Here is a 23830-nt window from a genome sequence, read left to right on the forward strand (position 1 = left end):
ACGTACCTGTGACCAGCTTGCGGAACCCGCGGCCCTCTCACATCTTCTGGACCTATATGGCCCATTGGATCGAACCCCACCCCACCGGCATCTATGTTCGCCCCGCCGATGCGTGGATCGACCCGTCCGTCCCGCGTGATCGGGCGCTGGTCACCCACGGCCATGCCGATCATGCGCGCGGCGGCCATGGCCATGTCTGGGCAACACGCGAGACGCTGGCGATCATGGCGCTGCGCTACGGCACCGCGTCCGGCACCCCGGTCGGCTATGGCGAGGAAATCCGGCTGGGCGGCGTCACCATCCGCTATGTCCCCGCAGGCCATGTGCTGGGATCGGCGCAGATCGTCCTGACCCATGCGGGCGAGCGCGTCGTCGTCACCGGCGATTACAAGCGCAGACCCGATCCCACCTGCCTGCCATTCGAGCCGGTCCCCTGCGACATTTTCGTCACCGAAGCGACCTTCGGCCTGCCCGTATTCCGCCACCCTGATACGGGCAGCGAGATCGACCGGCTGATTGCCGCGCTCCACGCCAACCCGGAACGCTCCGTGCTGGTCGGGGCCTATGCGCTGGGCAAGGCGCAGCGGCTCATCTGCGAACTGCGCGCGCGCGGCCACCACGACCCGATCTACCTCCACGGCGCGATGGAACGCATGTGCAATCTCTATGTCGAACTCGGTGTCGAGTTGGGCGACCTGCGCCCCGCCACCGGCGTCGCGGCAAAGGATATGCGCGGCGCGATCATCGTCGCCCCGCCCTCCGCCCTCAACGACCGCTGGAGCCGCCGCCTGCCCGATCCTATCACCGCGATGGCGTCCGGCTGGATGCGCGTGCGCCAGCGCGCCCGGCAGAAGAATGTCGAACTCCCGCTGATCCTGTCCGACCATGCCGACTGGGACGAACTGACCGACACGATCCGCGAGGTTGCCCCCACCGAAACCTGGATCACCCACGGGCGCGAGGAAGCCTTGCTCCACTGGTGCATGACCCACCAGATCCGCGCCCGCGCCCTGGCACTGGTCGGGCGGGACGATGAGGAGGAGGAAGGGTGATTATGCTCCATAATCCGTTCGCCCTGAGCCTGGCGAAGGGTATGGCTGAGCGAAGTCGAAGCCCCTTCGCTCCGCTCAGTAGAAGGCTTCGACTTCGCTCAGCCCGAACGGATGGGGGTGTCTCTCGATGAGACCCTTCTCGCAACTGCTCGACGCGCTCGTCTATACCCGCTCACGCAACGGCAAACTCGCGCTGATCGCCGCCTATCTCCGCGCCGCGCCGGACCCGGATCGCGGCTGGGCGCTGGCTGCGCTCACCGGCAATCTGGACCTGAAAGCCGTCAAATCCTCCGCCATCAGCGAAATGATCCGCGCCCGCGTCGATCCAGTCCTCTATGAAATGAGCCGCGATTATGTCGGCGATCTTGCCGAAACCGTCGCCCTTCTGTGGCCTCCACCGCCAGGCGAACCGCCCGATCTGGACGATGGCACGCTGACGCTGGCCACCGTGGTCGATCGCCTCCACGCCACCAGCCGCGCCGCCGCGCCCGATGCCCTCGCGCAGATGATGGATCATCTCGACGCCTCTGGCCGCTTCGCCCTGCTCAAACTCGCCACCGGGGGCCTCCGCGTCGGCATCTCCGCCCGCCTGGCCAAGACCGGCTTCGCGCAGGCATTTGGCCTCGACGTCGATGATGTCGAGCAAGTCTGGCACGCCCTCTCCCCGCCCTACACCGCCCTGTTCGACTGGGCCGAAGGCCGCGCAGCCCGCCCCGACCCGGCAGGCACGCCCTTCTTCCGCCCCTTCATGCTCGCCCACCCGCTCGAAGCCGACAGCGTGGACTTGGCGGACTATGCCGCAGAGTGGAAATGGGACGGCATCCGCATCCAGATCGTCGGCACGGGGAGCGAAACCCGCCTCTACAGCCGCGCGGGCGACGATATCTCCGCCAGCTTCCCCGAAATCGCCGCCGCCTTCACCGGCCATGCCGTGCTGGATGGCGAGTTACTGGTGCGCGGTGAGTTTCAGGGTGGAGAGGCAGCCAGCTTCAACGCCCTGCAACAACGGCTCGGTCGCAAGCTGGTGAGCGCCAAGATGCAGGCCGACTATCCCGCCTTCGTCCGCCTTTACGACCTGCTGCTCGAAGGCGACGAAGATTTGCGCGCCCTACCATGGGCGCAACGGCGCGCCCGGCTCGAAGCCTATATGCCCGGTCTCGATGCCAAGCGGTTTGATTTGTCCGCCACCATCGACGCAGCCGATTTCGACGCCCTCGCCGACATCCGCGCCGGCGCCCGCGATGCCGCGATCGAGGGGGTGATGCTCAAACGCCGCGACAGCCCCTATGTCGCCGGGCGCAAGGCCGCGCTCTGGTATAAATGGAAACGCGATCCGCTGACCGCCGACTGCGTCATGATGTACGCCCAGCGCGGCCACGGCAAACGCTCCTCCTTCTATTCGGACTATACGTTCGGCTGCTGGACGGCGGACGGGGAGCTACATCCCGTGGGCAAGGCCTATAGCGGCTTCACCGACGAGGAGTTGAAATGGCTCGACCGCTTCGTCCGCCAGAACACGGTCGCCCGCTTCGGCCCGGTGCGAGAGGTGGAAAAGACGTTGGTGCTTGAAGTCGCGTTCGACAGCATCCACGACAGCAAACGCCACAAATCAGGCCTCGCCATGCGCTTCCCAAGGATCGCGCGCATCCGGCGCGACAAACCAGCGGCGGAGGCGGATACGGTGGAGGGATTGAAGAAACTGGTCCGCTGACTATCCTCTATCGCAGAGAGGAACCCACCCCATGCCCTACACCGGACACTGCCACTGCGGCGCAGTCACCTTCACCGTCGCCGCCGACGCGCCGACCGACGCGATGACCTGCAACTGTTCCCATTGCCATGCAAAGGGGCTGGTCCTGACCTTCGTCCCCGCCGACCAGTTCGCCCTGGACAGCGGCGCAGACCATCTGACCGACTATCATTTCTACAAGCACGCTATCACGCATCAATTCTGTCGCACCTGCGGAACCCAGCCGTTCGCGCTCGGCCAGTCCGCCAGCGCACCGATGCGCGCAATCAACCTGCGCTGCGTCCCGTCGATCGACATCGACACGCTGACCATCACCAAGGTGGACGGCGCGAGTTTCTGACCCGCAAACAAACGGGCCGATGGCGAGGGGTAGCCATCGGCCCGTCGGCCATCACATCATTTTGACAGGGATCAGGGCATCAATACCGTGTCGATGACGTGGATGACGCCGTTGGACTGATTGACGTCGGCGATGGTGATCTTGGCCGATCCGCCCTTCGCGTCGGTGACATACCAGTCCTTACCCTTCTGCCACACGGTCAGGGTTTCGCCCTGCGCGGTGGTCAGCACGGCCTTGCCGCCATTGGTTGCGGCCTTGGCGGCAATGTCGGTGGCGTTCATCTTGCCCGGCACGACATGATAGGTCAGCACGCCGGTCAGCGTCGCCTTATTCTCTGGCTTCAACAGCGTATCGACGGTGCCTGCGGGCAGCTTGGCGAAAGCGGCATTGGTCGGCGCGAACACGGTGAACGGCCCGGCGCTCTTGAGCGTATCGACCAGACCAGCGGCCTTCACCGCAGCGACCAGCGTAGTGTGGTCCTTGGAGTTGACCGCATTATCGACAATATCCTTGGTGGGATACATGGCCGCGCCGCCGACCATCGGGTTCTTGGCCATCTGCGCCTGGGCGATCCCGCCACCGCTGGCCGTCACTATGATGCTGGCAAGGGCGATCGTCACGGGGGAAAATTTCATGGGGGGCATCCTTCTTCTATCTCCGCATCCCAAATAGTGTCGGGGTGCGGCGCTGATACGCCTGAGGCGGGCTAATGGATGCAGGCATGACCTAAAGGGCATGGGCGAAGATAAGGCAATTGCACTGCGTCTTTGCGCTGTCATCCCAAGCCCCTATATGGGCGCTTTCGCGGGACGCCCGCGCACAGCATATGGAGACGAGATTGAGCAAGGTTCTGGTCATCGGCGCGGGCGGCGTCGGGTCGGTCGCGGTGCATAAGATGGCGATGAACAGCGATATATTCTCGCATATCACGCTGGCCAGCCGCCGCATCGTCAGTTGCGAGAAGGTCGCCGAATCAGTGCTGGCCCGCACCGGCGTGACCATCGACGTGGCGCAGGTGGATGCCGACGATGTCGCCGCCACCATCGCCCTGATCGAGAAGGTCCAGCCGAAGCTAGTGGTCAATCTGGCGCTGCCCTATCAGGATCTCAACATCATGGACGCCTGTCTGGCGACCAAGACCGATTATCTCGACACAGCCAATTACGAACCGCGCGACACGCCCAAATTCGAATATGGCTGGCAATGGGCCTATCAGGAGCGCTTCAAGGAAGCGGGCATCATGGCGCTGCTGGGGTCGGGTTTCGACCCCGGCGTCACAAGCGTGTTCGCATCCTACATCAAAAAGCACCTGCTCGACACCATCGACACGCTCGACATTCTCGACTGCAATGGCGGCGACCATGGCCAGCATTTCGCCACCAACTTCAACCCGGAAATCAACATCCGCGAAGTGACCGCCCCGTCGCGTCACTGGGAAGGCGGGGAATGGGTCGAAGGCCCGGCGCTCAGCCACAAGCAGACGTTCGACTTCGACCAGGTCGGCCCGAAGAACATGTTTCTCATGTATCATGAGGAGCTGGAAAGCCTCGCCAAATTCTATCCCGAAATCAAACGCATCCGTTTCTGGATGACGTTCGGCGACGCTTATCTCAAGCATCTGGAAGTCCTCCAGAATGTCGGCATGACCCGCATCGACCCGGTCATCTATGAGGGCAAGGAGATCATCCCGCTCCAGTTCCTCAAAGCCGTTCTGCCCGAGCCGTCGAGCCTGGGTTCGACGACAAAGGGCAAGACCAATATCGGCGACATTGCGACCGGCACCAAGGATGGCGTCCAGAAAACCGTCTATGTCCTCAACATCTGCGATCATGAGGATGCCTATGCCGAAACCGGCAATCAGGCGGTCAGCTACACCACCGGCGTCCCCGCGATGATCGGCGCGGCGATGATGCTGACCGGCGCCTGGAAAGGCGAAGGCGTGTTCAACATCGAACAGTTCGATCCCGATCCCTTCATGGACATGCTCAACAAGCATGGCCTGCCCTGGCAGATAAAGGAACTGGACGCGCCGCTGGCATTCTGAACAATCACCGTCATCCCCGCGAACGCTGGGATCGCCCTTTTCTGTTGCGCCACAAAGAAGTGAGACCCCAGCTTTCGCTGGGGTGACGAGGTGGCGGAGGATGTTTCATGGAAACCAAAGCCGGCGATCCCGCCGCCTTCGCGCATTTCGACCTGTATCGCGTCCCATCCCCCGCCTTCGTGGTGGATGAGGCCGCGATCCGGCGCAACCTGGCCATCCTTGCCGATGTCCGCGACCGCGCGGGCATCAAGGTGTTGGGGGCGCTCAAAGCCTTTTCCATGTGGTCGCTGGGCAGCGTCGTGGGCGAATATCTGGACGGCGTCTGCGCGTCGGGCCTCTACGAAGCGCGCCTTGGCCGCGAGGAGTATCAGGGCGAAGTCGCGACCTATTGCGCCGCCTACAAGCCTGCGGACCTGGCCGAAATCCTCACCATTTCCGACCATGTCATCTTCAACAGCCCCGGCCAGATCGCCCGTTTCAAGCCGCAGATCGACGCCGCCCGCGCGGCCGGGCACAGCTTCGACATCGGCCTGCGCATCAACCCGCAAAACCCCGAAGGCGAAGTCGCCAAATATGACCCGTCCCAGCCGCACAGCCGCCTCGGCTTCCCGGTCAGCCAGCTGACGCCCGATCATCTGATTGGCGTGGACGGCATCCATTTCCACAATCTGTGCGAACAGGATCTTAGCCCCCTGGAGCGCACATGGGCCGCGGTCGAACCACATATCATGCCGCACATCTCCAGCCTCAAATGGCTCAACTTCGGCGGCGGCCATCACATCACCCGCGCCGATTATCAGCGCGACGACCTCATCGCCTTCCTCCAGGGCGTCAAGGCGCAGACCGGCCTCAACCTCTATCTCGAACCCGGCGAAGCGATGGCGCTCGACGCGGGCATCCTTGTCGGCGAAATACTCGACGTCATCGACAATGGCATGGAAGTCGCCATCACCGACATTAGCGCCACCTGCCACATGCCCGACGTGATCGAGGCACCCTATCGCCCCGCCATGCTCCACGAGCCATTCGACGGGCCCGAAACGCGCCTTGGCGGTCCATCCTGCCTGGCTGGCGACATTATCGGCGACTATCGAATCCCCGGCGGCGCGGAACCGGGCGCTCGGATCGCCTTCCTTGATCAGGCGCATTACTCGATGGTCAAGACCAACACCTTCAACGGCGTCCCCCTGCCCGCCATCTGGCTCTGGGACTCAACCACCGACAAACTCAGGGAAATTCGCGCCTTTTCCTATCAGGATTTCAAGGCCCGCCTCTCCTGAGCCACGCTTCATGGCCCCCTGCGCAACAAAATTTACACATGCGCTTTACAGGGGGGACCCCTACGCATATAGCGACCGTCCGCTGCCCCATGGGACTTCCACCGCAAGGCAGCTTTTTATGCCCATGAACGACACTGGAGGTCCCTTGAATTGCACAAGCATCCTAGCGCGCTGGGGGTAGCGACCACCCTCACACCGGCAGCACCGGTAACGCTGATTCGCCCGCAGGCTGCGGCCCGCGCTGCCCGATTCTTCGTGGAGAAGTTTCCGGGGCGCTCGCTTTATGCTGTAAAGGCCAATCCCTCGCCCGATTTGCTTCGGACGTTGTGGGACAGCGGTATCTCGCACTTTGACGTCGCTTCCATCGCGGAAGTGCGTCTTGTCGCGGAAACTCTGCCGAACGCGAAGCTTTGCTTCATGCATCCGGTCAAGGCTGAAGAAGCCATTGCCGAAGCCTATGCCATCCATGGCGTGCGCACCTTCTCGCTCGACACGATCGACGAGCTGGAAAAGATCATGCGCGCCACCAATGACGCCACCGATCTGGAACTGTGCGTCCGCCTGCGCGTGTCGTCGGAACATAGCGAACTGTCCCTCGCGTCGAAATTCGGCGCGGAACTGGGCGAAACCCGTGAATTGCTGATGGCCACCCGCCAGGCCGCCGATGCCCTTGGCATCTGCTTCCATGTCGGCAGCCAGGCGATGTCGCCACAGGCCTATAGCGACGCGATCGAACGGGTCCGCGCGGCGATCGTCGATGCGGCGGTCACGGTCGACATCATCGATGTCGGCGGCGGCTTCCCGTCGGTCTATCCGGGCATGGAGCCGGTTGCGCTCGAAAATTATTTCGACGCGATCCACCGCGGTTTTGAAAGCCTGCCGGTCAGCTATTCGTCCGAACTGTGGTGCGAACCCGGCCGGGCGCTGTCCGCCGAATATAGCTCCATCATCGTCCGGGTAGAGCGCCGTCGCGGCACCGAACTCTACATCAATGACGGTGCCTATGGCGCCTTGTTTGACGCCGCGCATATCGGCTGGCGTTTCCCGGTCGTGCTGCTGCGCGACGAGGAAAGCGACGCAGCGATGACCGGCTTCTCCTTCTATGGTCCGACCTGCGACGATATGGACCATATGGTCGGTCCGTTCATGCTGCCCGACGATGTCGCAACCGGCGACTATATCGAAATCGGGATGCTGGGTGCCTATGGCTGCGCCATGCGCACCGGCTTCAACGGCTTCACGGCGGAAACGGTGGTCGAGGTAGCGGACGAGCCGATGGCCAGCCTCTACGCCGAACCGGCCCCCGCCCGCCGTCGCGCGACTGTCATCAAGCTGGGCTAAAAGGCTCAAGCTCCCCTTTGGAGAGGGTGCCTGTCCCTCGCTGCGTCCCCCCGCAGCGGGGGACAGTTTTTATCGCCGAAATATCCCCACCATCTCGACATGGGTAGACCAGCGAAACTGGCCGACCGGGCGGACCTGATCCAGCCTATATCCGCCCGCCAGCAAGTGCACGGCGTCCCGCGCGAAACTCGCCGGATTGCATGACACATAGGCGATCACCGGCACGTTCGACTGCGCCAACTGCATCACCTGCTCCCGCGCCCCCGCGCGCGGCGGATCGATCACCACGGCGGCAAAGCGGTTCAGTTCCTCAGGCGTCAGCGGACGGCGGAACAGGTCGCGATGATTCGCCACCATCCGCCGCTGCGCCCGTTGTCCCGCCAGCTTGAGCGCCAGCACCACGTCGCGCGCTCCCTCTGCCGCATAAACCGGTCTCCCCGCACCCAAAGCCAAAGCAAATGTGCCAAGCCCGCAAAACAGGTCGGCTACTGCGCCCGTCTCCGGCATGGCGTCGCGCACCATCGCGACCAGCGCCGCCTCGCCATCGGGCGTCGCTTGCAGGAAGGAGAAGGGCGGGAAGGCCACCGGCACACCACCGAATGTCACCGTCGCGGCCTCCGGCTCCCAGCGCGTCTGTGGCCCGTCGCCTTCGTCGATCGTCAGCCGCGCCAGCCCATGCGTCCGCGCAAAGTCGCCCAGCCCTTCATCCGCCGCCAGCCCCTCGACCTTCACGCCCTCCAGCAGCAGGTCGACCCCCTGGTCGATCAGCGACATGCGTACATGCGCCGCCCGTTTGTCCGGCAGGATCAGCCGCAGCAGCCCGCGCAACGGTGCCAGCAACGCGAACAGGCGCGGGTCCAGCACGGCGCACATCTGAAGGTCAATCAGCGTATGACTGCCCGCTTCGGCAAAGCCGATGGTGATGGTCTTGCCCGCCCGCGCCGCGCGCAGCGATGCCCGCCGCCGTGTCATCGGCGGTGAGATATGCGGCGGCAACACCGTCTGCGCCACGACGCCCTGCCCCGACAGCGCGCCGACCACGCGACCAGTGACGAAATCGGCCAGGCTCGCCTCGTCAACATGCTGCAATTCGCACCCGCCACAGGACGGGAAATGGACGCAGGGCGGCGCGACGCGATGCGGCCCGGTGATGGTCGTGCCATCGGCCAGCAGCCGGTCGCCCGGCGCGGTCAGCGCCGCATGGCGGCCATCGGCGGTGAGGCCATCGCCCTTGGCGGCGATGCGGATGATGATGTCTGGGTCAGTGTCGGTCACAATCGCGCGGCGATAGCCGCTGGCAGCGCGGCAAGCAAATCATCGGCGATAAAAGCCGCGCCCGCCCGCCGCGCGGCATCGCCATGCAGCCACACCGCCTCGCCTGCCGCGCCAAATGGATCGCCGGTCACCGCCAGCCGCCCGGCGACCAGCCCAGCCAGCACATCGCCGGTCCCGGCGGTCGACAGCCAGTGCGACGCGCCCGACGCCACCGCCACCCGCCCGTCGGGCGCTGCGATCACGCTGTCCGCGCCCTTGTAGATCACCACCGCGCCGCTGCGCTCTGCCGCCACCCGCGCCCGGTCGATCTTGCTGCCCGGCAGCTCGCCGAACAGCCGCACAAATTCGCCCTCATGAGGGGTCAGGATCGCGCCACCTGGTATCTGATCGACGCCGATCAGCGTCAGCGCATCCGCATCGAGCACCAGCCGATGCCCACAACCCAACACCTTGTCGAGCCGCGCCCGCGCCACAGCATTACGCCCCAGCCCCGGCCCGACCAGCACCGCCGCCAGCCGCGCATCGTTCAGCCCATCGCGGAGCGCCTCGATCGTCCCGGCCTCCGCCGTCACGATAGCGTCAGCCCCATGACGCAGGTCATCCGCCGCCAGTCGCCGCACCATCCCCGCACCCGATCGCGCCGCCGCCTGCGCCGCCAGCAGGCTTGCCCCGGCCATCGCGCCCCCGACCACGGCAACCAGTCCGCGCGTATATTTATGATCCTCCGCCCCCGGCACGGCGAGTCGAGGCGGCATCAGCCGGTGAACCCTATCCGATGCCGGGATGCCGATGTCCGCGCAAACGAGCCGCCCGATATGCCCCGCCGCCGGGTAGAGCAGATGCGCAGGCTTGAGCGCCCCCAGCGCGATGCAGACACCAAAGTGCGGCACTGCCGACAGCAGCGCCCCGCTGTCCGTATCCACCCCGCTCGGCAGATCGATCGCATAGCTGCGGCTCGCCGCCCCGGTCAGGTCGCACAGCCGGGCCGCCACCGCCGGATCAAGCCCCCGCGACAGGCCCGTGCCGAACAGCGCGTCGACCAGTTGCGTCGCAGGCGCAGCCGTCGCCAACGCCTCCACCGGCCCATCCCACGCCGCCAGCGCGCGGCGGCTGGACGCCGTGCCACTTTCCCCCAGCGCCGCCACCCGAACAGGCACGCCCCACGCGCGCAGCAGCCGGGCGATCACATAGCCATCTCCGCCATTATTGCCCGGCCCGCACAGGACAAGCGTGTCGCGCTGCCCGCCCGCGCGCCAGATAATCTCCGCCGCCGCCGCGCCCGCCTTTTCCATCAATCCATAATCATCGACGCCGACGTCAAACAAAGCCTGTTCTGCAGCGCGCATCTGCGCGGCGGTCAGGATCGGCGTTCCGGCACTCATGGCGCCGATCCGGCGACCTTCACGGGCAGGCGATAGCGATCGCCGCCGATGCGGATTTCGACCAGCCCGGCCTCGACGATCTGCAACCGCGCCATCTCGGCACCATCCGCCGCCTCCAGCCCGCGCCCGTCCGCCAGCACCCGAAATCGGCGGAAACCTCCGTCAGGATGGCGGATCGTCAGCAGATCGCCCGCCCGCTCGATCAGGCAATCTCGCGCCCAGGCCGCATCCGCGCCAATCGCGCAGTCGGCCTTGCCGTCATCGACCGGTTCCGCCGCCTGCTCCGGCTGCGCCTCGTTGCCCAGCTTGCCCGTTTCCCCGCCACAGGCCGCCAGCAACAGACATCCGGCGAGCAAAAGTCTCACGTCAAAGCCCTCCGGCAAGCCAGCACCACCGGCCCCAAAATATCCGCAAAGCGCCGCTGTCCCGCTGCGTCCCCCACCAGATCCTGCCGCATCTCGATGCCCAGATAGGGGATGCCATTGGACTCGGCATGGCGGTTCATCGTCGCATTCAATTGCTTGCCCGAATAGGGCAGTTGGTCGCCGACCATCAGCCCCGCCGCCTCCAGCAGGGGGATCGCGATCCGCGCGGCGCGATCATCACCATTATACAGCACGCCAATATCCCAGGGCCGTTTCTGCTCCGGATCGCTGGCCAGATGCGGCGTGAAGCTATGCACCGACAGGATGAACGGCGCGGTCATCGCCGCCAACTGCCGCTCGACCTGATGATGATAGGGATGGTGGAATCGCACCATCCGCTGTGCCAGATCAGCGTCGCGATTGCCGGATATGGCATGGCCGTCGCTCATCACCGGCAACAGGCCGGGCGCATCCGCCTCGCGATTAAGGTCGATCACCAGCCGCGATACGCCGCCCAATATCGCGGTGCAGCCCAGTTGCGCCGCCAGCAGCGCGCTGACCTCTGCGACACCAATGTCGATGGCGATATGATTGGCCAGCAGCACCGGGTCGATGCCCAGGTCAATATCATCCGGCACCCGCGCCGACGCATGATCGGCGATGATCAGCACGTCGAGCGCACCGCCGTCAATCTGGGTGAAAGCCTCGCTCATGCCGTCCTGATCCGCGTTTCCATCATCCACCAGTCGCGATGCGCCGCCTGCACCGCCATCGCCGCGTCGGCCATCGCCGCATCGCTGTCGAACAACGCAAAACAGGTCGCGCCGGACCCCGACATGCGCGCCAGCCGCACCCCCCGCTGCCCCGCCAGCGCATCCAGCACCTGCGCAATCACCGGGGCCGCAGCCATCGCGGGCGCCTCCAGATCATTGCGCCCCTGCGCCACCAGCGCCTCCAGACTAGCCGCGTTGAGCGGCCCGCGATCCACCCGATCCCAACCGCTGAACACCTGTGCCGTGGACAGGCCAACCCCCGGATTGACCAGCAGCATCGCCATACCCTCCAGCCCCTCGACCCGGTGCCGCCGCAGCCCTTCGCCACGCCCCGTCACCATCTGCGTCACGCTGGCGACGCAGGCAGGCACATCGGACCCCAGGTCGAGCGCCAGCCCGGCCAGCTCCTCCGCCTCGATCCGCACGTCCCACAAGCGCGCCAGCAACCGCAGCGTCGCGGCCGCATCTGCCGATCCGCCGCCAATGCCCGACGCCACCGGCAATATCTTGGTCAGGCGGATCGCCGCGCCGCGCTGGTCGCCCAGATAGCTCTGCAAGGCCCGCGCCGCCTTCACCACCAGATTGCCCGGCCCTGCCTCCAGCGCCCCGCCAAACGGCCCGTCGATGATGAGGTCTATCGCCCCGTCATCGGTCGCCACCGCGCTCAGCCGGTCGCCATGCTCGGCAAAGGCGAACAGGCTTTCCAGCGCATGATAGCCATCGTCCCGCCGCGCCCGCACATGCAGCGCGACATTCACCTTGGCATAGGCGGATTCGATCATTACGCCCGCGTCCAGATCAGGGTGCGGCATATTCTGGCTTCAATCCCTGCTCGACCTTCGCCGCGATCCGCGCCGCGCCATCCCCCTGCGCGAACAGCGACGCCGCCGCCCAGGCATAGCGCGCCTCGTACCGTCGCCCCGCGCTCCACAGCGCGTCGCCCAGATGCTCGTTGATCGTCGCATCGCCCGGCGCGCCAGCCGCCGCCCGCTCCAGCACCGGCACCGCGCCCGCGACATCACCGGTCACATAATGCGCCCAGCCCAGCGAATCGGCGATCGAGGCATCCTGGGGTTTGAGCGCACTGGCCTTGCGGATCAGTTCCAGCGCCGCCGTAACATTCTGCCGCCGCTCGATCTGCGCATAGCCCAGATAGTTCAGCACCATAGGCTCATTGGGGGCCAGCGCCGCCGCCCGCTCCAGCACGACCCGCGCCTCGTCCCAGCGCTTGCCCTGTTCCAGTGCGCTCCCCTCGAACAGCAGCAGCGCCCAGGGCAGTTCACCCTCGCCATAGCCCGCCTGCGCCGCGCGGAACGCCGCCGCCGCGCCGTCAAAATCATCCATATCCGCCAGCAACCGCCCCAGCCGCACCTGCCGTTCGCTCCCCGCGCCCGGTTCCGCCGCCAGCGATCGCGCCAGCGCCAGCGCCGTCTGCGTCTCGCCCGCCGCCGCCAGCGCATCGACCAGTTCGGCCTGCCCCAACGCGCCATACCAGCCATCGACCGGCACCTTGCGCGCTTCGGCCACGCCGCCCACCGCCAGCCCGCCCGCGCTCAGTAGCCGCGCCGCGACCAGCTGCGCCTCCGCCCCGCCCGGATCGGCAAAGGTCGCGGTCCGCGCAAGCCGTATGCCCATCGCCGACCCGCTGGGGTCAGACGCGACATCCACCGCCAGCCGCGACAGCAGCCGCGCATAGCCCTGCACCGGGGTGATCGCTGCAGCCTTCACCTTGCCGCGCGCCAGATCGGCCCGCGCTCGCGCATATATAGCCTCTCCCGCTGGCAGCAGCATCAGCGCCTCGGCCTTCGCGCCGCGCCCTGCCAGTTGCGCCGCCAGGGTCACGCGCAACGCCGCGCTCTCCCCGCCCCGCAGCGAAATCGCTCGCCGTATCGCCGGCACCGCCGCCGTCAGGTCGCCGCGTCCCAGCGCCTGCAATGCTACATGCTCATCGACATAACGCTGCGCCAGCGCGGCAAATCGGTCCTGTCCCGCCACCACCGGCGCGCCGTAGCGGCCCTCGCCCAGGCTGATCCAGCTAGTGATGATGGGCGCGAGGAAAGAGAAATTCCCCTCCTCCACCATCCGCGCCGTCAGCGTCCGCGCGCCCGTCCAATCCTTGCGCCCTAGCGCCTCGCCGATCAGCAGCAAAGTTCCGTCGCGCGGCAAGGCGCCCTGATCGTCCAGCAATCGCGCCGATCGCAGCGCCAGCACCCTGTCGCCGCTTTCCACGGCCTGGACATAGGATCGCCGCGCGACCTCTACGCTGTCCGGATCGAGCGCCAATGCGGCGCGATAACTGTCCACCGCCAGCCCCATCGCGCCATCCCCGTCCGCCAGTCGCGCCCGCGCATAGGCGTGCAGCGCGCCTTGGGGATCGACCGACGCCCCGGCGGGCACCGCCACCGGGACTGTCAGCAGGACGAACGGGATCAGGCGCTTACATATTGGGATAGTTCGGTCCTCCGCCGCCTTCTGGCACGACCCAGTTGATATTCTGGGTCGGGTCCTTGATGTCGCACGTCTTGCAATGGACGCAATTTTGCGCGTTGATCTGGAAGCGGGGATTGCCCTCTTCCTGACCGACCACTTCATAGACGCCTGCGGGACAATAACGCTGCGCCGGCTCGTCATAAAGGGGCAGATTGTAGCTGATCGGGATCGCAGGGTCCTTCAGCTGCAAATGGACCGGCTGGTCCTCTTCATGATTGGTGTTGCTCAGGAACACCGACGACAACCGATCGAAACTCACCACGCCGTCGGGCTTGGGATAGACGATCTTTTCGCAGGCATCCTTGGGCCAGATCTTCTCATTGTCCGGCTTGTGCTTCATCGTGAAGGGCAGGCCGATCTTGAGCGTCCGCATCCACATGTCGATGCCCGCCAGCGCGGTGCCGATCGTGCCGCCGAACTTGCTCAGCAGCGGCTCGGCATTCTTGACCAACTTCAGCTCGTCCGCGATCCAGCTGGAGCGCAGCACATCTTCATAATCGCTCAGCACGTCGCTGCCGCGCTGGCGCTGCACTGCGGCGAAGGCCGCTTCGGCCGCCAGCATACCGGACTTCATCGCCGTATGCGTGCCCTTGATCCGCGGCACGTTCACAAAGCCCGCCGAACAGCCGATCAGCGCGCCGCCGGGGAATACCAGCTTGGGAATGGACTGCCAGCCACCCTCATTGATCGCCCGCGCGCCATAGGACACGCGCCGCCCGCCTTCGAGAAATTTGCGGATTTCCGGGTGCTGCTTCCAGCGCTGGAACTCCTCGAACGGATAAAGATGCGGGTTGCGATAGCCCAGCCCGACGACGAAGCCCAACGCCACCTGGCCATTGGCCTGATGATAGAGGAAGCCGCCGCCATAGGCATCGGTCAGCGGCCAGCCCTGCGAATGGATCACCAGCCCCGGCTTGTGCATGGCAGGATCAATGTCCCACAATTCCTTCATGCCCAAACCATAGACCTGCGGCTCGCAGTCCGCGTCCAGCGCAAACTGGCGCTTCAATATCTTGGTCAGGTGGCCGCGCGCGCCTTCGGCAAAGAAAGTATATTTCGCGTGCAGCTCCAGGCCGGGCTGATAATCGCCCTTATGATTACCCTCACGGTCGACGCCCATGTCGCCGGTGGCCACGCCCTTCACGCTGCCATCCTCATGGTAGAGAATCTCGGCAGCGGCGAATCCGGGGAAGATTTCAACGCCCAGCCCTTCGGCCTGCTCCGCCAGCCAGCGGCAGAGATTGCCCAGCGATCCGGTATAGGTGCCCTTATTGTGCATCCATCCTGGCGTCATGATGTGCGGCATCGCCATCTTGCCGCTTTTGGTCAGGAACCAGTGCTGATTGTCGGTCACCGGCGTCTCGGCCAGCGAACAGCCCATGTCGCGCCATTCCGGCAGCAATTCGTCCAGCGCCTTCGGGTCGATCACTGCGCCCGACAGGATATGGGCGCCGATTTCCGACCCTTTTTCCAGCACGCACACGGCCAGTTCCTGCCCGGCGTCATTGGCCAGCTGTTTCAGCCGGATTGCCGCTGACAATCCCGCCGGTCCCCCACCAACGATGACCACGTCATAGGGCATCGATTCCCGTTCGCTCATAAACCCTCCAATGGGCCACCGGCGGGCTGCACCCCGTCCATCCAGTCGCCTTATTACTCCAACACTTTACCAGCCATGGCGATGAAGAATCTTGACCCCCTCGTCAACCTCTGGCCCTAGATGATCGTATGCGGGGTGAATTGCAGGATCATGCGGCGGCTGCCGACGCCTATATGGCGTGGTGGACGCTCGCGGGCGTAGATGGCGCCGTGGCCGAATCGCCGGTGAACTGGTTGCGTCCGATGACTGTCGCGGATGCGAAGGGGGCGATTCGCGCCGTTCCGGCGTCGGCCACCATCGAAAAAAAGCCCCAAAGCCTCGATTCGTTCCTTGGCTGGCTTGCGACCGATCCCGAACAGCCCGAACGACGCTGGCCCGGCGCACCCATATTGCCAATGGGTGGCGAGGGCGCGCCGCTGATGGTCGTCACCGACCTGCCCGATCCGGCGGACATGGCGGCGGGGCAATTGCTGGCCGATCGCGCAGGCGCGCTGTTCGAAGCGATGCTGCGCGCGATCGGGCTGGACCGCTCCACCATCCATCTTGCCTCCCTCTTCACCGCCCGCCCGCCTGGCGGCATGGTGGAGGCGGCTGATCTGGCTGCCGTCGCCGACCGGATGCGCGCCCATGTCGCCCTCGCCCGGCCCCGCCGCCTGCTGCTGCTGGGCGATCGGACGATCCGTGCGCTGCTTCCGACGGATGCCGCCACGCCCCCCGATGGTTTACGCGACTTTAACCATGAAGGCGGCATTGTGCCTGCCGTCGCCGCATTTCATCCCCGCCTGCTGCTGACCCAGCCTGCGGCGAAAGCGGAATGCTGGCGCGCCCTGCAAAGCCTGATCGAGGAAGTCCGCCCGTGATTCGTGCCGCGACCCAAATGTCCAGCCTGGCCCTGATGGCGATGGGACTGGCTGCAACGCTGCCCGCCCGTGCCGAGACCGCCCCGATTTCTCCCGCAATCACCGCCGCGCCCGCTTCCCCGCTCCAGATTGGCGACGGGGCCAAGGCCAGCTATCGCGCCATCTTCACCGCCCTTCAGGGCCAGCAATGGGCCGAAGCCAGAACGCTGATCAACGCGCTGGATGCGCAGGACGCTGTTCGCCCGCTCGCCTTGTCCGAACTCTATCTCGCCAAGGGATCGCCCAAGGTCGAACTGTTCGACCTGCTCGACCTCATCAACAAGGCCGCCTGGCTGCCCAAGGCGGACCAGCTTTCCCGCCTCGCCGAAAAGCGCGGCGCGACCATGCTGCCCACCCTGCCGCAGGTGCAGAAAATGGTATGGCTGGGGTCCGCCCCCCGGCGCGAATATGTCGGATCGACCAAGACGGACACGCTGGCGATCGCGCTGGCGGGCCAAATCCAGGCCTTCGTCAAGGCCGACGATCCGGTCGGGGCCGAAGCGCTGCTGGCCAGCGGCGAAACCGGCCTGACGCCCGAAGGGCTGACCGAAGTGCGCCAGCGGGTTGCCTGGGCCTATTATATCGAAAATGACGACGCCAACGCCCGCCGCATGGCCGCCCGCGCGCTCGAAACCCGCACGGGTGGCGACTGGACGGTGCAGGCGCACTGGACTGCAGGCCTGGCCGCATGGCGTCAGAATGACTGCCGCGCCGCCGCCCCGGCCTTCGCCAATGTCGCGGCCTTTGCCACCAATGCGGACATGCGCGCCGCTGGCGCCTATTGGGCCTCGCGCGCCTATATGGTCTGCGGCGAAGCGCCCAAGGTCGCCAATTATCTCAAACTCGCCGCCCGTTCGGAAGAAACCTTCTACGGTCTGCTGGCGCGCGAATCGCTGGGGATGCCGCTCGGCGCGCCGCCGGTCGCGACCCGGTTCGGCCAGGCTGAATGGCTGGCGCTCAAGGACAGCCCCAACGCCCGCGCCGCCATCGCTCTCGCCGCGATCGGCGATACTGGCCGCGCCGACGAAATGCTCCGCTATCAGGCGAAGATCGGCGGCACCGGCCAATATGACGCGCTGCTTCGCCTGGCGAGCGCGCTCAACCTGCCCGCGACCCAACTCTGGCTTGCCCATAACGGCCCGGCGGGCAAGCAACCGGCCAGCTTCGCCCGCTTCCCCGCGCCCGACTGGCGCCCCGATGGTGGCTGGCGGGTCGATCCTTCGCTCATCTACGCCCACACCTTGCAGGAATCGGGCTTTCGTTCCGATGTCGTCAGCAGCGCGGGCGCGCGCGGCCTGATGCAGGTGCGCCCCGGCACCGGCAGCGACATGGGGCTGGAGTCAGCCGCACAACTCTTCGTGCCATCCACCAACATGGAATTTGGCCAGCGCTATCTGGAGGCGCTGCGCGACATGAGCGCCACCGGCGGGCTGCTGCCCAAGGTGATGGCCGCTTATAATGCCGGGCCGCTGCCGGTCGAACGCTGGAACGCGCAGGTCAAGGACAAGGGCGATCCATTGCTGTTCATGGAATCGCTGCCTTATTATGAAACCCGCGCCTATGTGAACATCGTCATGCGCAATTACTGGATGTACCAGATTCAGGCGAAGGGGACCGCCGACTGCCTGACCGGCATGGCGCAGGGCATGTGGCCGACCTTCCCCAATGCCAAGGGCGTGAAGCTGGTCCGCCTCAGCCAGTCTGACGGTCGCGCCAGCATGGGCGGTGGCGCGGACTAAGGGTGCAGACCCATAAATTACGAGGTCGAGATGGAGACGAAAATGGCTGGTGGGAGGGAGAGCGCGCCGCAAGATAGCGGCAGCACTATCTTGCAAGCGTTCGACCACTCCACCGGCCATTTTCGTCCCACCCCTCCGGGGCAGGATTGTCCGGGCCCTGTGGCACGTCCAAGCCCTCGACCGGGCAATTTTGCCCGCTCTTCGCGCTTCTCCTCCCACAGAATCCCGGACAATCCTGTCTCGATCCTCGTAATTTATGGGTCTGCACCCTAATGCCGATCGACGAAAGCCGGACCTTCATCCCCGTCCGCATCGCCGTTCTGACCATATCCGACACCCGCAGCGCGGCGGATGATCGCTCCGGCGACACGCTGGTCGAACGACTGGAAAGCGCGGGCCATATATTGGCTGCCCGCTACATCGAGCGCGACGACAAATCCGCCATCGTCGCCCGGCTTCATGCCTGGATCGACGACCCGGACATAGACGTGATCCTGACCACCGGCGGCACCGGCGTCACTGGCCGCGACATTACCCCCGAAGCGCTGGCCCAGGTGCAGGACAAGGAAATTCCGGGCTTTGGCGAACTGTTCCGCTGGCTCAGCTACCAGACGATCGGCACCTCGACCATCCAATCCCGCGCCACCGCCTGCGTCGCGCGCGGCACCTATATCTTCGCGCTCCCCGGATCGACCGGCGCAGTCAAAGATGCGTGGGACGGCATTTTGGTGAGCCAGCTCGACAGCCGTTTCCGCCCCTGCAATTTCGTCGAGCTGATGCCCCGCCTGACGGAGCGCTGACGCAAACTTGCCATATGCGATATGGGCTAGTTTTACGAACTTCCGATTGACCTTTTGTTCCTTTTATGTTCTTATCCTTATATGGGAATAGAGAAAGGACGAGGCGCAACATTCAACACGCAAAGTGTGCGTTTTTCTCTGCCCCAACGCGAAATTGACGGGGACTGGCTTGACGCCATCACCGATATCGACGGCCCCATTCCCCGCCGTCGGACGCAGGTGATGATCGAACATCCCCGCACGATCATCGCCCGCAACAGCTCGCCCGACATCGGTTTCGACCAGTCAATCAACGCCTATCGCGGCTGCGAACATGGCTGCATCTATTGCTATGCGCGCCCGTCCCACGCCTATCATGACCTGTCGCCGGGTCTGGATTTTGAAACGAAGCTGTTTGCCAAACCGGACGCCGCCAAATTACTCCGCGCCGAACTGTCGAAGAAAAATTACGCCGTCATGCCCATCGCGCTCGGCACCAATACCGATCCTTATCAGCCAATTGAAAAGGATTGGGGGATTACGCGATCCATCCTGGAACTGCTGGCGGAATGTCGCCACCCCCTGTTCATCACCACCAAGTCCGACCGTATCCTGCGCGACATGGATCTACTCACCGCCATGGCGCGCGACAGGCTGGTGTCGGTCGCGATTTCGGTGACGACGCTGGACCCGGCGATCGCCCGCACGCTCGAACCGCGCGCGCCGCATCCGCTGCGCCGGGTGGAGGCGATCCGACGACTCGCTGACGCTGGCGTGCCGGTCTATGCCAGCCTCTCGCCGATCATCCCGGCCATCACCGATCATGAGATTGAGAATATCGTCGCCCGCGTCGCCGCTGCCGGTGCGCGCGAAGTCACCTATATTCCCGTCCGCCTGCCCCATGAAGTCGCGCCTTTGTTCCGCGCCTGGCTCGCCGCCCATTATCCCGACCGCGCGGCGCGGGTGATGGCGATCGTCCGCGAATTGCGCGGCGGGCGTGACAATGACCCCAATTTCGGCAGCCGGATGCGGGGCCAAGGCGTATGGGCGGACCTTATCCGCACCCGTTTCATCAAGGCCCGCAAACGCGCCGGGCTGGGGGCGGAACGGCTGATCCTGCGCACCGACCTGTTCCGCCCGCCCGAAGGCGCGCAGATGCGGCTGCTATGATCGTCAGCCGACCAGTCGCATCCCGGCCCGGCGGTTGCGGGTGCGATAGCCATCCTGCGTCGCCTCCATCCGCTCGAACCGGTGGATCGTCAGGTTGGGAATCACCGACATGGCATCGACCTGATCCGCGCCCAGCAGGAAATCATCGCCCAGGAACAGCCGCACCGCCTGCCCGTTCTCAGCGGGCGTGCGCAAAAACAATTCGCTCCGCCCGCCCCGGCTCTGCGCCATCAGTGCGGCCAGTGCCTCGACCGCTGCCGGATCGGTCGCATCGACCACCAGTTCCATCCGCGACGCGCTGGCGATCAGTTTGAACGGCTCGATCTTGCGCACCGTCACGCGCGGCGTTTCCTCGCCCGGCAAGCGGTCCAGCTCGACATAGAGCAGCGCACAATCGCCATCGCGCGCCAGTTCCTCGATCGCCTTGCAGGCATCCTCTTCGAAGCAGCTAGCCTGAAACTGGCCGCTACTGTCGGAAAATGTCGCATTCGCATAACGCGCCCCGCGCTTGGTCTCGCGCCAGCGTACGTCCTCGACCATCGCCGCCATGACGCCAGTGGCGCGCGCCTCCCCGGTCAATGGCTCCACGCAGATCGCACCATAGCTTTTGGCGCCGCGCGCATCGGCCAGATGGCGGTAGCGATCGACCGGGTGGGCGGAGAAATAGAAGCCAAACGCTTCCTTCTCCTGCGCCATCCGATCCGCCACCGACCAGGCCTGATGCGGCGGGATGCGGACATCGGCATGAGGCGTCTCGACATCGCCGAACAACCCGCCCTGCCCGCTTTCCCGCGCCTGCGCCGCGCTCGACGCGACGCTCAATATCGTTTCCGCCGCTGCGTGAACGCCCGCCCGGTCGGCATGGATCGCATCAAACGCACCCGACGCCGCCAGACTCTCCAGCTGTCGCCGGTTGAGCAGGCGCGGTTCGATCCGGTCGGCTATATCGTCCAGGCTCTTGAACGGTCCACCAGCGTCGCGTTCGGCGACCAGCTGGTCCATCGCCTTCTCACCCACGCCTTTCAGACCGCCCAGCGCATAGCGCACCGCATAGCCCAGACGTGGATCGTCGCCCTCATGCGCGATCGGCTCGACCGAAAAGTCCGCCTGACTACGGTTGATGTCGGGGGGCAGGCAGGTCAGCCCCATGCGCCGCATATCGTCGACGAATATGGTCAGCTTGTCGGTCAGATGGATATCGAACGCCATCGACCCGGCGTAGAATTCCGCCGGATAATGGGCCTTCAGCCACGCCGTCTGGTATGCGAGTAAGGCATAAGCCGCCGCGTGCGACTTGTTGAAGCCATAGCCTGCGAACTTGTCGATCAAGTCGAACAATTCGTTCGCCTTGGCCGGCTTGATATCGCTGGCCGCACACCCCTCGACGAAGCGCGAACGCTGCGCGTCCATCTCCGCCTTCACCTTCTTGCCCATCGCGCGGCGCAGCAGGTCGGCGTCGCCCAGACTGTAACCGGCCAATATCTGCGCGGCCTGCATCACCTGTTCCTGATAGACGAAGATACCGTAAGTCTCTTCAAGGATCGGTTTCAGCAGGATATGGGGATATTCAATCTCTTCCTGCCCGTTCTTGCGGCGCCCGAACATCGGGATATTGTCCATCGGGCCGGGCCGATAGAGCGAGACCAGCGCGATGATGTCGCCGAAATTGGTTGGCCGCACCGCCGCCAGCGTCTTGCGCATCCCCTCCGATTCCAGTTGGAACACGCCGACCGTATCGCCGCGCTGGAGCAGGTCATAGACGGCCGGATCGTCCCACGCGAGTGTTTCCAGATCCACCGTGACACCCCGCGCCGCCAGCAATTGGACCGCCTTTTGCAGCACCGACAGGGTTTTGAGGCCCAGAAAGTCGAACTTCACAAGGCCTGCGCCCTCGACATATTTCATGTCGAACTGGGTCACCGGCATGTCCGACCGCGGATCGCGATAGAGCGGGACCAGTTGCTGCAAAGGCCGATCGCCGATCACCACGCCCGCGGCATGGGTGGAGCTGTGGCGCGGAAAGCCCTCCAGCTTCATCGCATAGTCGATCAGCCGTTTGACCTGCGCGTCATTGTCATATTCCGCGCGAAACTCCGCCACGCCGTTCAGCGATCGTTCCAGCGTCCAGGGATCGGTCGGGTGATTAGGCACCAGCTTGGCGAGGCGGTCCACCTGGCCATAGCTCATCTGGAGAACACGGCCGGTATCTTTCAGGACGGCGCGGGCTTTCAGCTTTCCGAAGGTGATGATCTGCGCGACATGATCGACGCCATATTTCTGCTGGACGTAGCGGATCACCTCACCGCGCCGCGTTTCGCAAAAATCGATGTCGAAGTCGGGCATCGACACACGTTCCGGATTCAGGAACCGCTCGAACAGCAAACCCAGTTGCAGCGGATCAAGATCAGTGATCAGCAGCGCCCAGGCGACGACCGACCCAGCGCCCGACCCACGGCCCGGACCCACCGGAATATCATGATCCTTCGCCCATTTAATGAAGTCGGCAACGATCAGGAAGTAGCCGGGAAAGCCCATCTGGATGATGATGTCGGTCTCGAACTTCAAACGGTCGAGATAGGGCTGGCGCGCTGCTTCGTCGATGATGCCGAGCTTCGCCAGCCGCGCGTCGAGACCGGCACTGGCGAGATCGCGCAACATCCGCGCTTCGCCCTCGATATCGCCGGCCAGGCTGGGCAGGATCGGCTTGCGCTTGGGCGCGGCGACGGCGCAGCGCTGGGCGACGACCAGCGTGTTGGCCAATGCTTCGGGCAGATCGTCGAACAGGCGCCGCATTTCCGCCGCCGGTTTCATCCAGGCATCGGGCGAACTGGTGCGCCGGTCGGGCATATCGACATAAGCGCTGTCGGCAATGCAGAGCATGACGTCATGTGCGGCGTGGAAATGCGGCTCGGTAAAGCAGGTCGGGTTGGTGGCCACCAACGGCAGGTTGCGGGCATAGGCCAGCTCCAGCAATTCCGGCTCCGCCTTCCCCTCGACCGGATCGAGCCGACGGCAGATTTCGATGTAGAGCCGGTCGGGGAACAGCGTTTCCAGCCGTTCCACATAGGACAGCGCTGCATCGGGCTGATCCTCGGCAAACAACCGCGCCAGTGCGCCTTCACCCCCAGCCGTCAGGGCGATCAACCCGTCTGTGTGCCCTTCCAGCACATCCAGTCCGACATGGGGTACTTCCTCCAGCGGCCGGTCCAGATGTGCCATCGACACCAAAGCGCACAGATTGTCATAGCCCGTTTCATCCTGCGCATAGAGCGCCAGCCAGTCATGCACCGGGGCCGCGTTGGCCGGACGACCCGGCCGCAATATGCCCAGCATCGCACCGATCAGCGGCTGCACACCCTCGCTCTTGCAGGCATCGGAGAAAGCCATCGAGCCGTAGAGACCATTGCGGTCCGTGATAGCAGCGGCGGGAAAGCCCAGCGCCTTGGCCTGCTTGGCGATCTTCTTGGGATCGATCGCCCCTTCCAGCATGGTGTAGGACGAGAAGATGCGGAGCGGAACGAAAGCGGCGTGGGGCATGGGGCATACTATCC

At 65.0% G+C, this 23830-nt stretch carries 19 protein-coding genes; 10 read left to right on the plus strand and 9 right to left on the minus strand.

Annotation, left to right across the window (positions count from 1 at the left end; translation table 11 throughout):
- Positions 1 to 56: 56 nt before the first annotated feature.
- From Q0D44_RS07680 to Q0D44_RS07690, 3 genes are all read left to right on the plus strand, one after another.
- Positions 57 to 1052: a ligase-associated DNA damage response exonuclease gene (locus Q0D44_RS07680; RefSeq protein WP_294134837.1), complete on the plus strand. Its 996-nt coding sequence runs from the start codon at positions 57 to 59 to the stop codon at positions 1050 to 1052.
- A gap of 127 nt (positions 1053 to 1179) precedes the next feature.
- The gene (locus Q0D44_RS07685; RefSeq protein WP_294134841.1) at positions 1180 to 2763 is read left to right on the plus strand and encodes a cisplatin damage response ATP-dependent DNA ligase; all 1584 of its coding nucleotides are present in this window, start codon (positions 1180 to 1182) and stop codon (positions 2761 to 2763) included.
- A gap of 31 nt (positions 2764 to 2794) precedes the next feature.
- Positions 2795 to 3142 carry a GFA family protein gene (locus tag Q0D44_RS07690; RefSeq protein ID WP_294134844.1) on the plus strand — a complete coding sequence of 116 codons (348 nt, stop codon included), beginning with the start codon at positions 2795 to 2797 and terminating at the stop codon, positions 3140 to 3142.
- 71 nt (positions 3143 to 3213) lie between these two features.
- On the opposite strand, the gene Q0D44_RS07695 is transcribed toward Q0D44_RS07690, so the two are convergent.
- Entirely contained in the window at positions 3214 to 3777 is a 564-nt protein-coding gene (locus tag Q0D44_RS07695) for a fasciclin domain-containing protein (protein ID WP_294134852.1), read from the minus strand.
- A gap of 203 nt (positions 3778 to 3980) precedes the next feature.
- On the opposite strand from Q0D44_RS07695, the gene Q0D44_RS07700 reads away from it, so the two are divergent.
- The 3 genes from Q0D44_RS07700 to Q0D44_RS07710 all read left to right on the plus strand — a co-directional run bounded on the left by Q0D44_RS07700 (position 3981) and on the right by Q0D44_RS07710 (position 7807).
- Positions 3981 to 5186 carry a saccharopine dehydrogenase family protein gene (locus Q0D44_RS07700; RefSeq protein WP_294134855.1) on the plus strand — a complete coding sequence of 402 codons (1206 nt, stop codon included), beginning with the start codon at positions 3981 to 3983 and terminating at the stop codon, positions 5184 to 5186.
- A 107-nt stretch (positions 5187 to 5293) separates the two neighbouring features.
- The gene (locus Q0D44_RS07705) at positions 5294 to 6466 is read left to right on the plus strand and encodes a carboxynorspermidine decarboxylase (protein ID WP_294134858.1); all 1173 of its coding nucleotides are present in this window, start codon (positions 5294 to 5296) and stop codon (positions 6464 to 6466) included.
- A 150-nt stretch (positions 6467 to 6616) separates the two neighbouring features.
- The gene (locus Q0D44_RS07710) at positions 6617 to 7807 is read left to right on the plus strand and encodes a type III PLP-dependent enzyme (protein WP_294134861.1); all 1191 of its coding nucleotides are present in this window, start codon (positions 6617 to 6619) and stop codon (positions 7805 to 7807) included.
- A gap of 69 nt (positions 7808 to 7876) precedes the next feature.
- Here Q0D44_RS07710 and Q0D44_RS07715 read toward each other — a convergent pair whose 3' ends face one another.
- From Q0D44_RS07715 to Q0D44_RS07745, 7 genes are read right to left on the minus strand one after another with little or no spacing between them, the layout of a single operon-like run.
- Positions 7877 to 9082, minus strand: coding sequence for a class I SAM-dependent RNA methyltransferase (locus Q0D44_RS07715; RefSeq protein ID WP_294134864.1), 1206 nt, complete (start codon positions 9080 to 9082; stop codon positions 7877 to 7879).
- The gene (locus Q0D44_RS07720; RefSeq protein ID WP_294134866.1) at positions 9079 to 10464 is read right to left on the minus strand and encodes an NAD(P)H-hydrate dehydratase; all 1386 of its coding nucleotides are present in this window, start codon (positions 10462 to 10464) and stop codon (positions 9079 to 9081) included. Before Q0D44_RS07720 ends, Q0D44_RS07715 begins: the two co-directional genes overlap by 4 nt.
- A complete protein-coding gene (locus Q0D44_RS07725; RefSeq protein WP_294134868.1) occupies positions 10461 to 10829 on the minus strand; it encodes a hypothetical protein in 369 nt (122 codons plus the stop codon). The genes Q0D44_RS07720 and Q0D44_RS07725 overlap by 4 nt, the downstream gene beginning before the upstream one ends.
- Positions 10826 to 11542 carry an N-formylglutamate amidohydrolase gene (locus Q0D44_RS07730; RefSeq protein WP_294134871.1) on the minus strand — a complete coding sequence of 239 codons (717 nt, stop codon included), beginning with the start codon at positions 11540 to 11542 and terminating at the stop codon, positions 10826 to 10828. The genes Q0D44_RS07725 and Q0D44_RS07730 overlap by 4 nt, the downstream gene beginning before the upstream one ends.
- Positions 11539 to 12414, minus strand: coding sequence for a 4-(cytidine 5'-diphospho)-2-C-methyl-D-erythritol kinase (locus tag Q0D44_RS07735; protein ID WP_294134874.1), 876 nt, complete (start codon positions 12412 to 12414; stop codon positions 11539 to 11541). Before Q0D44_RS07735 ends, Q0D44_RS07730 begins: the two co-directional genes overlap by 4 nt.
- Positions 12401 to 14020: a tetratricopeptide repeat protein gene (locus Q0D44_RS07740; protein ID WP_294135013.1), complete on the minus strand. Its 1620-nt coding sequence runs from the start codon at positions 14018 to 14020 to the stop codon at positions 12401 to 12403. Before Q0D44_RS07740 ends, Q0D44_RS07735 begins: the two co-directional genes overlap by 14 nt.
- Before the next feature lie 19 nt (positions 14021 to 14039).
- Positions 14040 to 15692 carry an electron transfer flavoprotein-ubiquinone oxidoreductase gene (locus Q0D44_RS07745; protein ID WP_294134877.1) on the minus strand — a complete coding sequence of 551 codons (1653 nt, stop codon included), beginning with the start codon at positions 15690 to 15692 and terminating at the stop codon, positions 14040 to 14042.
- A 128-nt stretch (positions 15693 to 15820) separates the two neighbouring features.
- Between Q0D44_RS07745 and Q0D44_RS07750 the strand changes: the two genes are divergently transcribed.
- From Q0D44_RS07750 to Q0D44_RS07765, 4 genes are all read left to right on the plus strand, one after another.
- Positions 15821 to 16552 (plus strand): uracil-DNA glycosylase family protein, encoded by a 732-nt coding sequence (locus Q0D44_RS07750; protein ID WP_294134879.1) that lies wholly within the window; start codon positions 15821 to 15823, stop codon positions 16550 to 16552.
- Positions 16549 to 18330, plus strand: coding sequence for a lytic transglycosylase domain-containing protein (locus Q0D44_RS07755; protein WP_294134882.1), 1782 nt, complete (start codon positions 16549 to 16551; stop codon positions 18328 to 18330). Before Q0D44_RS07750 ends, Q0D44_RS07755 begins: the two co-directional genes overlap by 4 nt.
- A gap of 272 nt (positions 18331 to 18602) precedes the next feature.
- Positions 18603 to 19130 carry a molybdenum cofactor biosynthesis protein B gene (moaB, locus tag Q0D44_RS07760; protein ID WP_294134885.1) on the plus strand — a complete coding sequence of 176 codons (528 nt, stop codon included), beginning with the start codon at positions 18603 to 18605 and terminating at the stop codon, positions 19128 to 19130.
- An 81-nt stretch (positions 19131 to 19211) separates the two neighbouring features.
- Positions 19212 to 20279 (plus strand): PA0069 family radical SAM protein, encoded by a 1068-nt coding sequence (locus tag Q0D44_RS07765; protein ID WP_294134887.1) that lies wholly within the window; start codon positions 19212 to 19214, stop codon positions 20277 to 20279.
- Positions 20280 to 20282: 3 nt separating this feature from the next.
- On the opposite strand, the gene dnaE is transcribed toward Q0D44_RS07765, so the two are convergent.
- A complete protein-coding gene (gene dnaE / locus Q0D44_RS07770; protein WP_294134889.1) occupies positions 20283 to 23816 on the minus strand; it encodes a DNA polymerase III subunit alpha in 3534 nt (1177 codons plus the stop codon).
- Positions 23817 to 23830 lie beyond the last annotated feature (14 nt).

The sequence above is a fragment of the Sphingobium sp. genome, assembly GCA_023266575.1.
GTDB lineage: Bacteria > Pseudomonadota > Alphaproteobacteria > Sphingomonadales > Sphingomonadaceae > Sphingobium.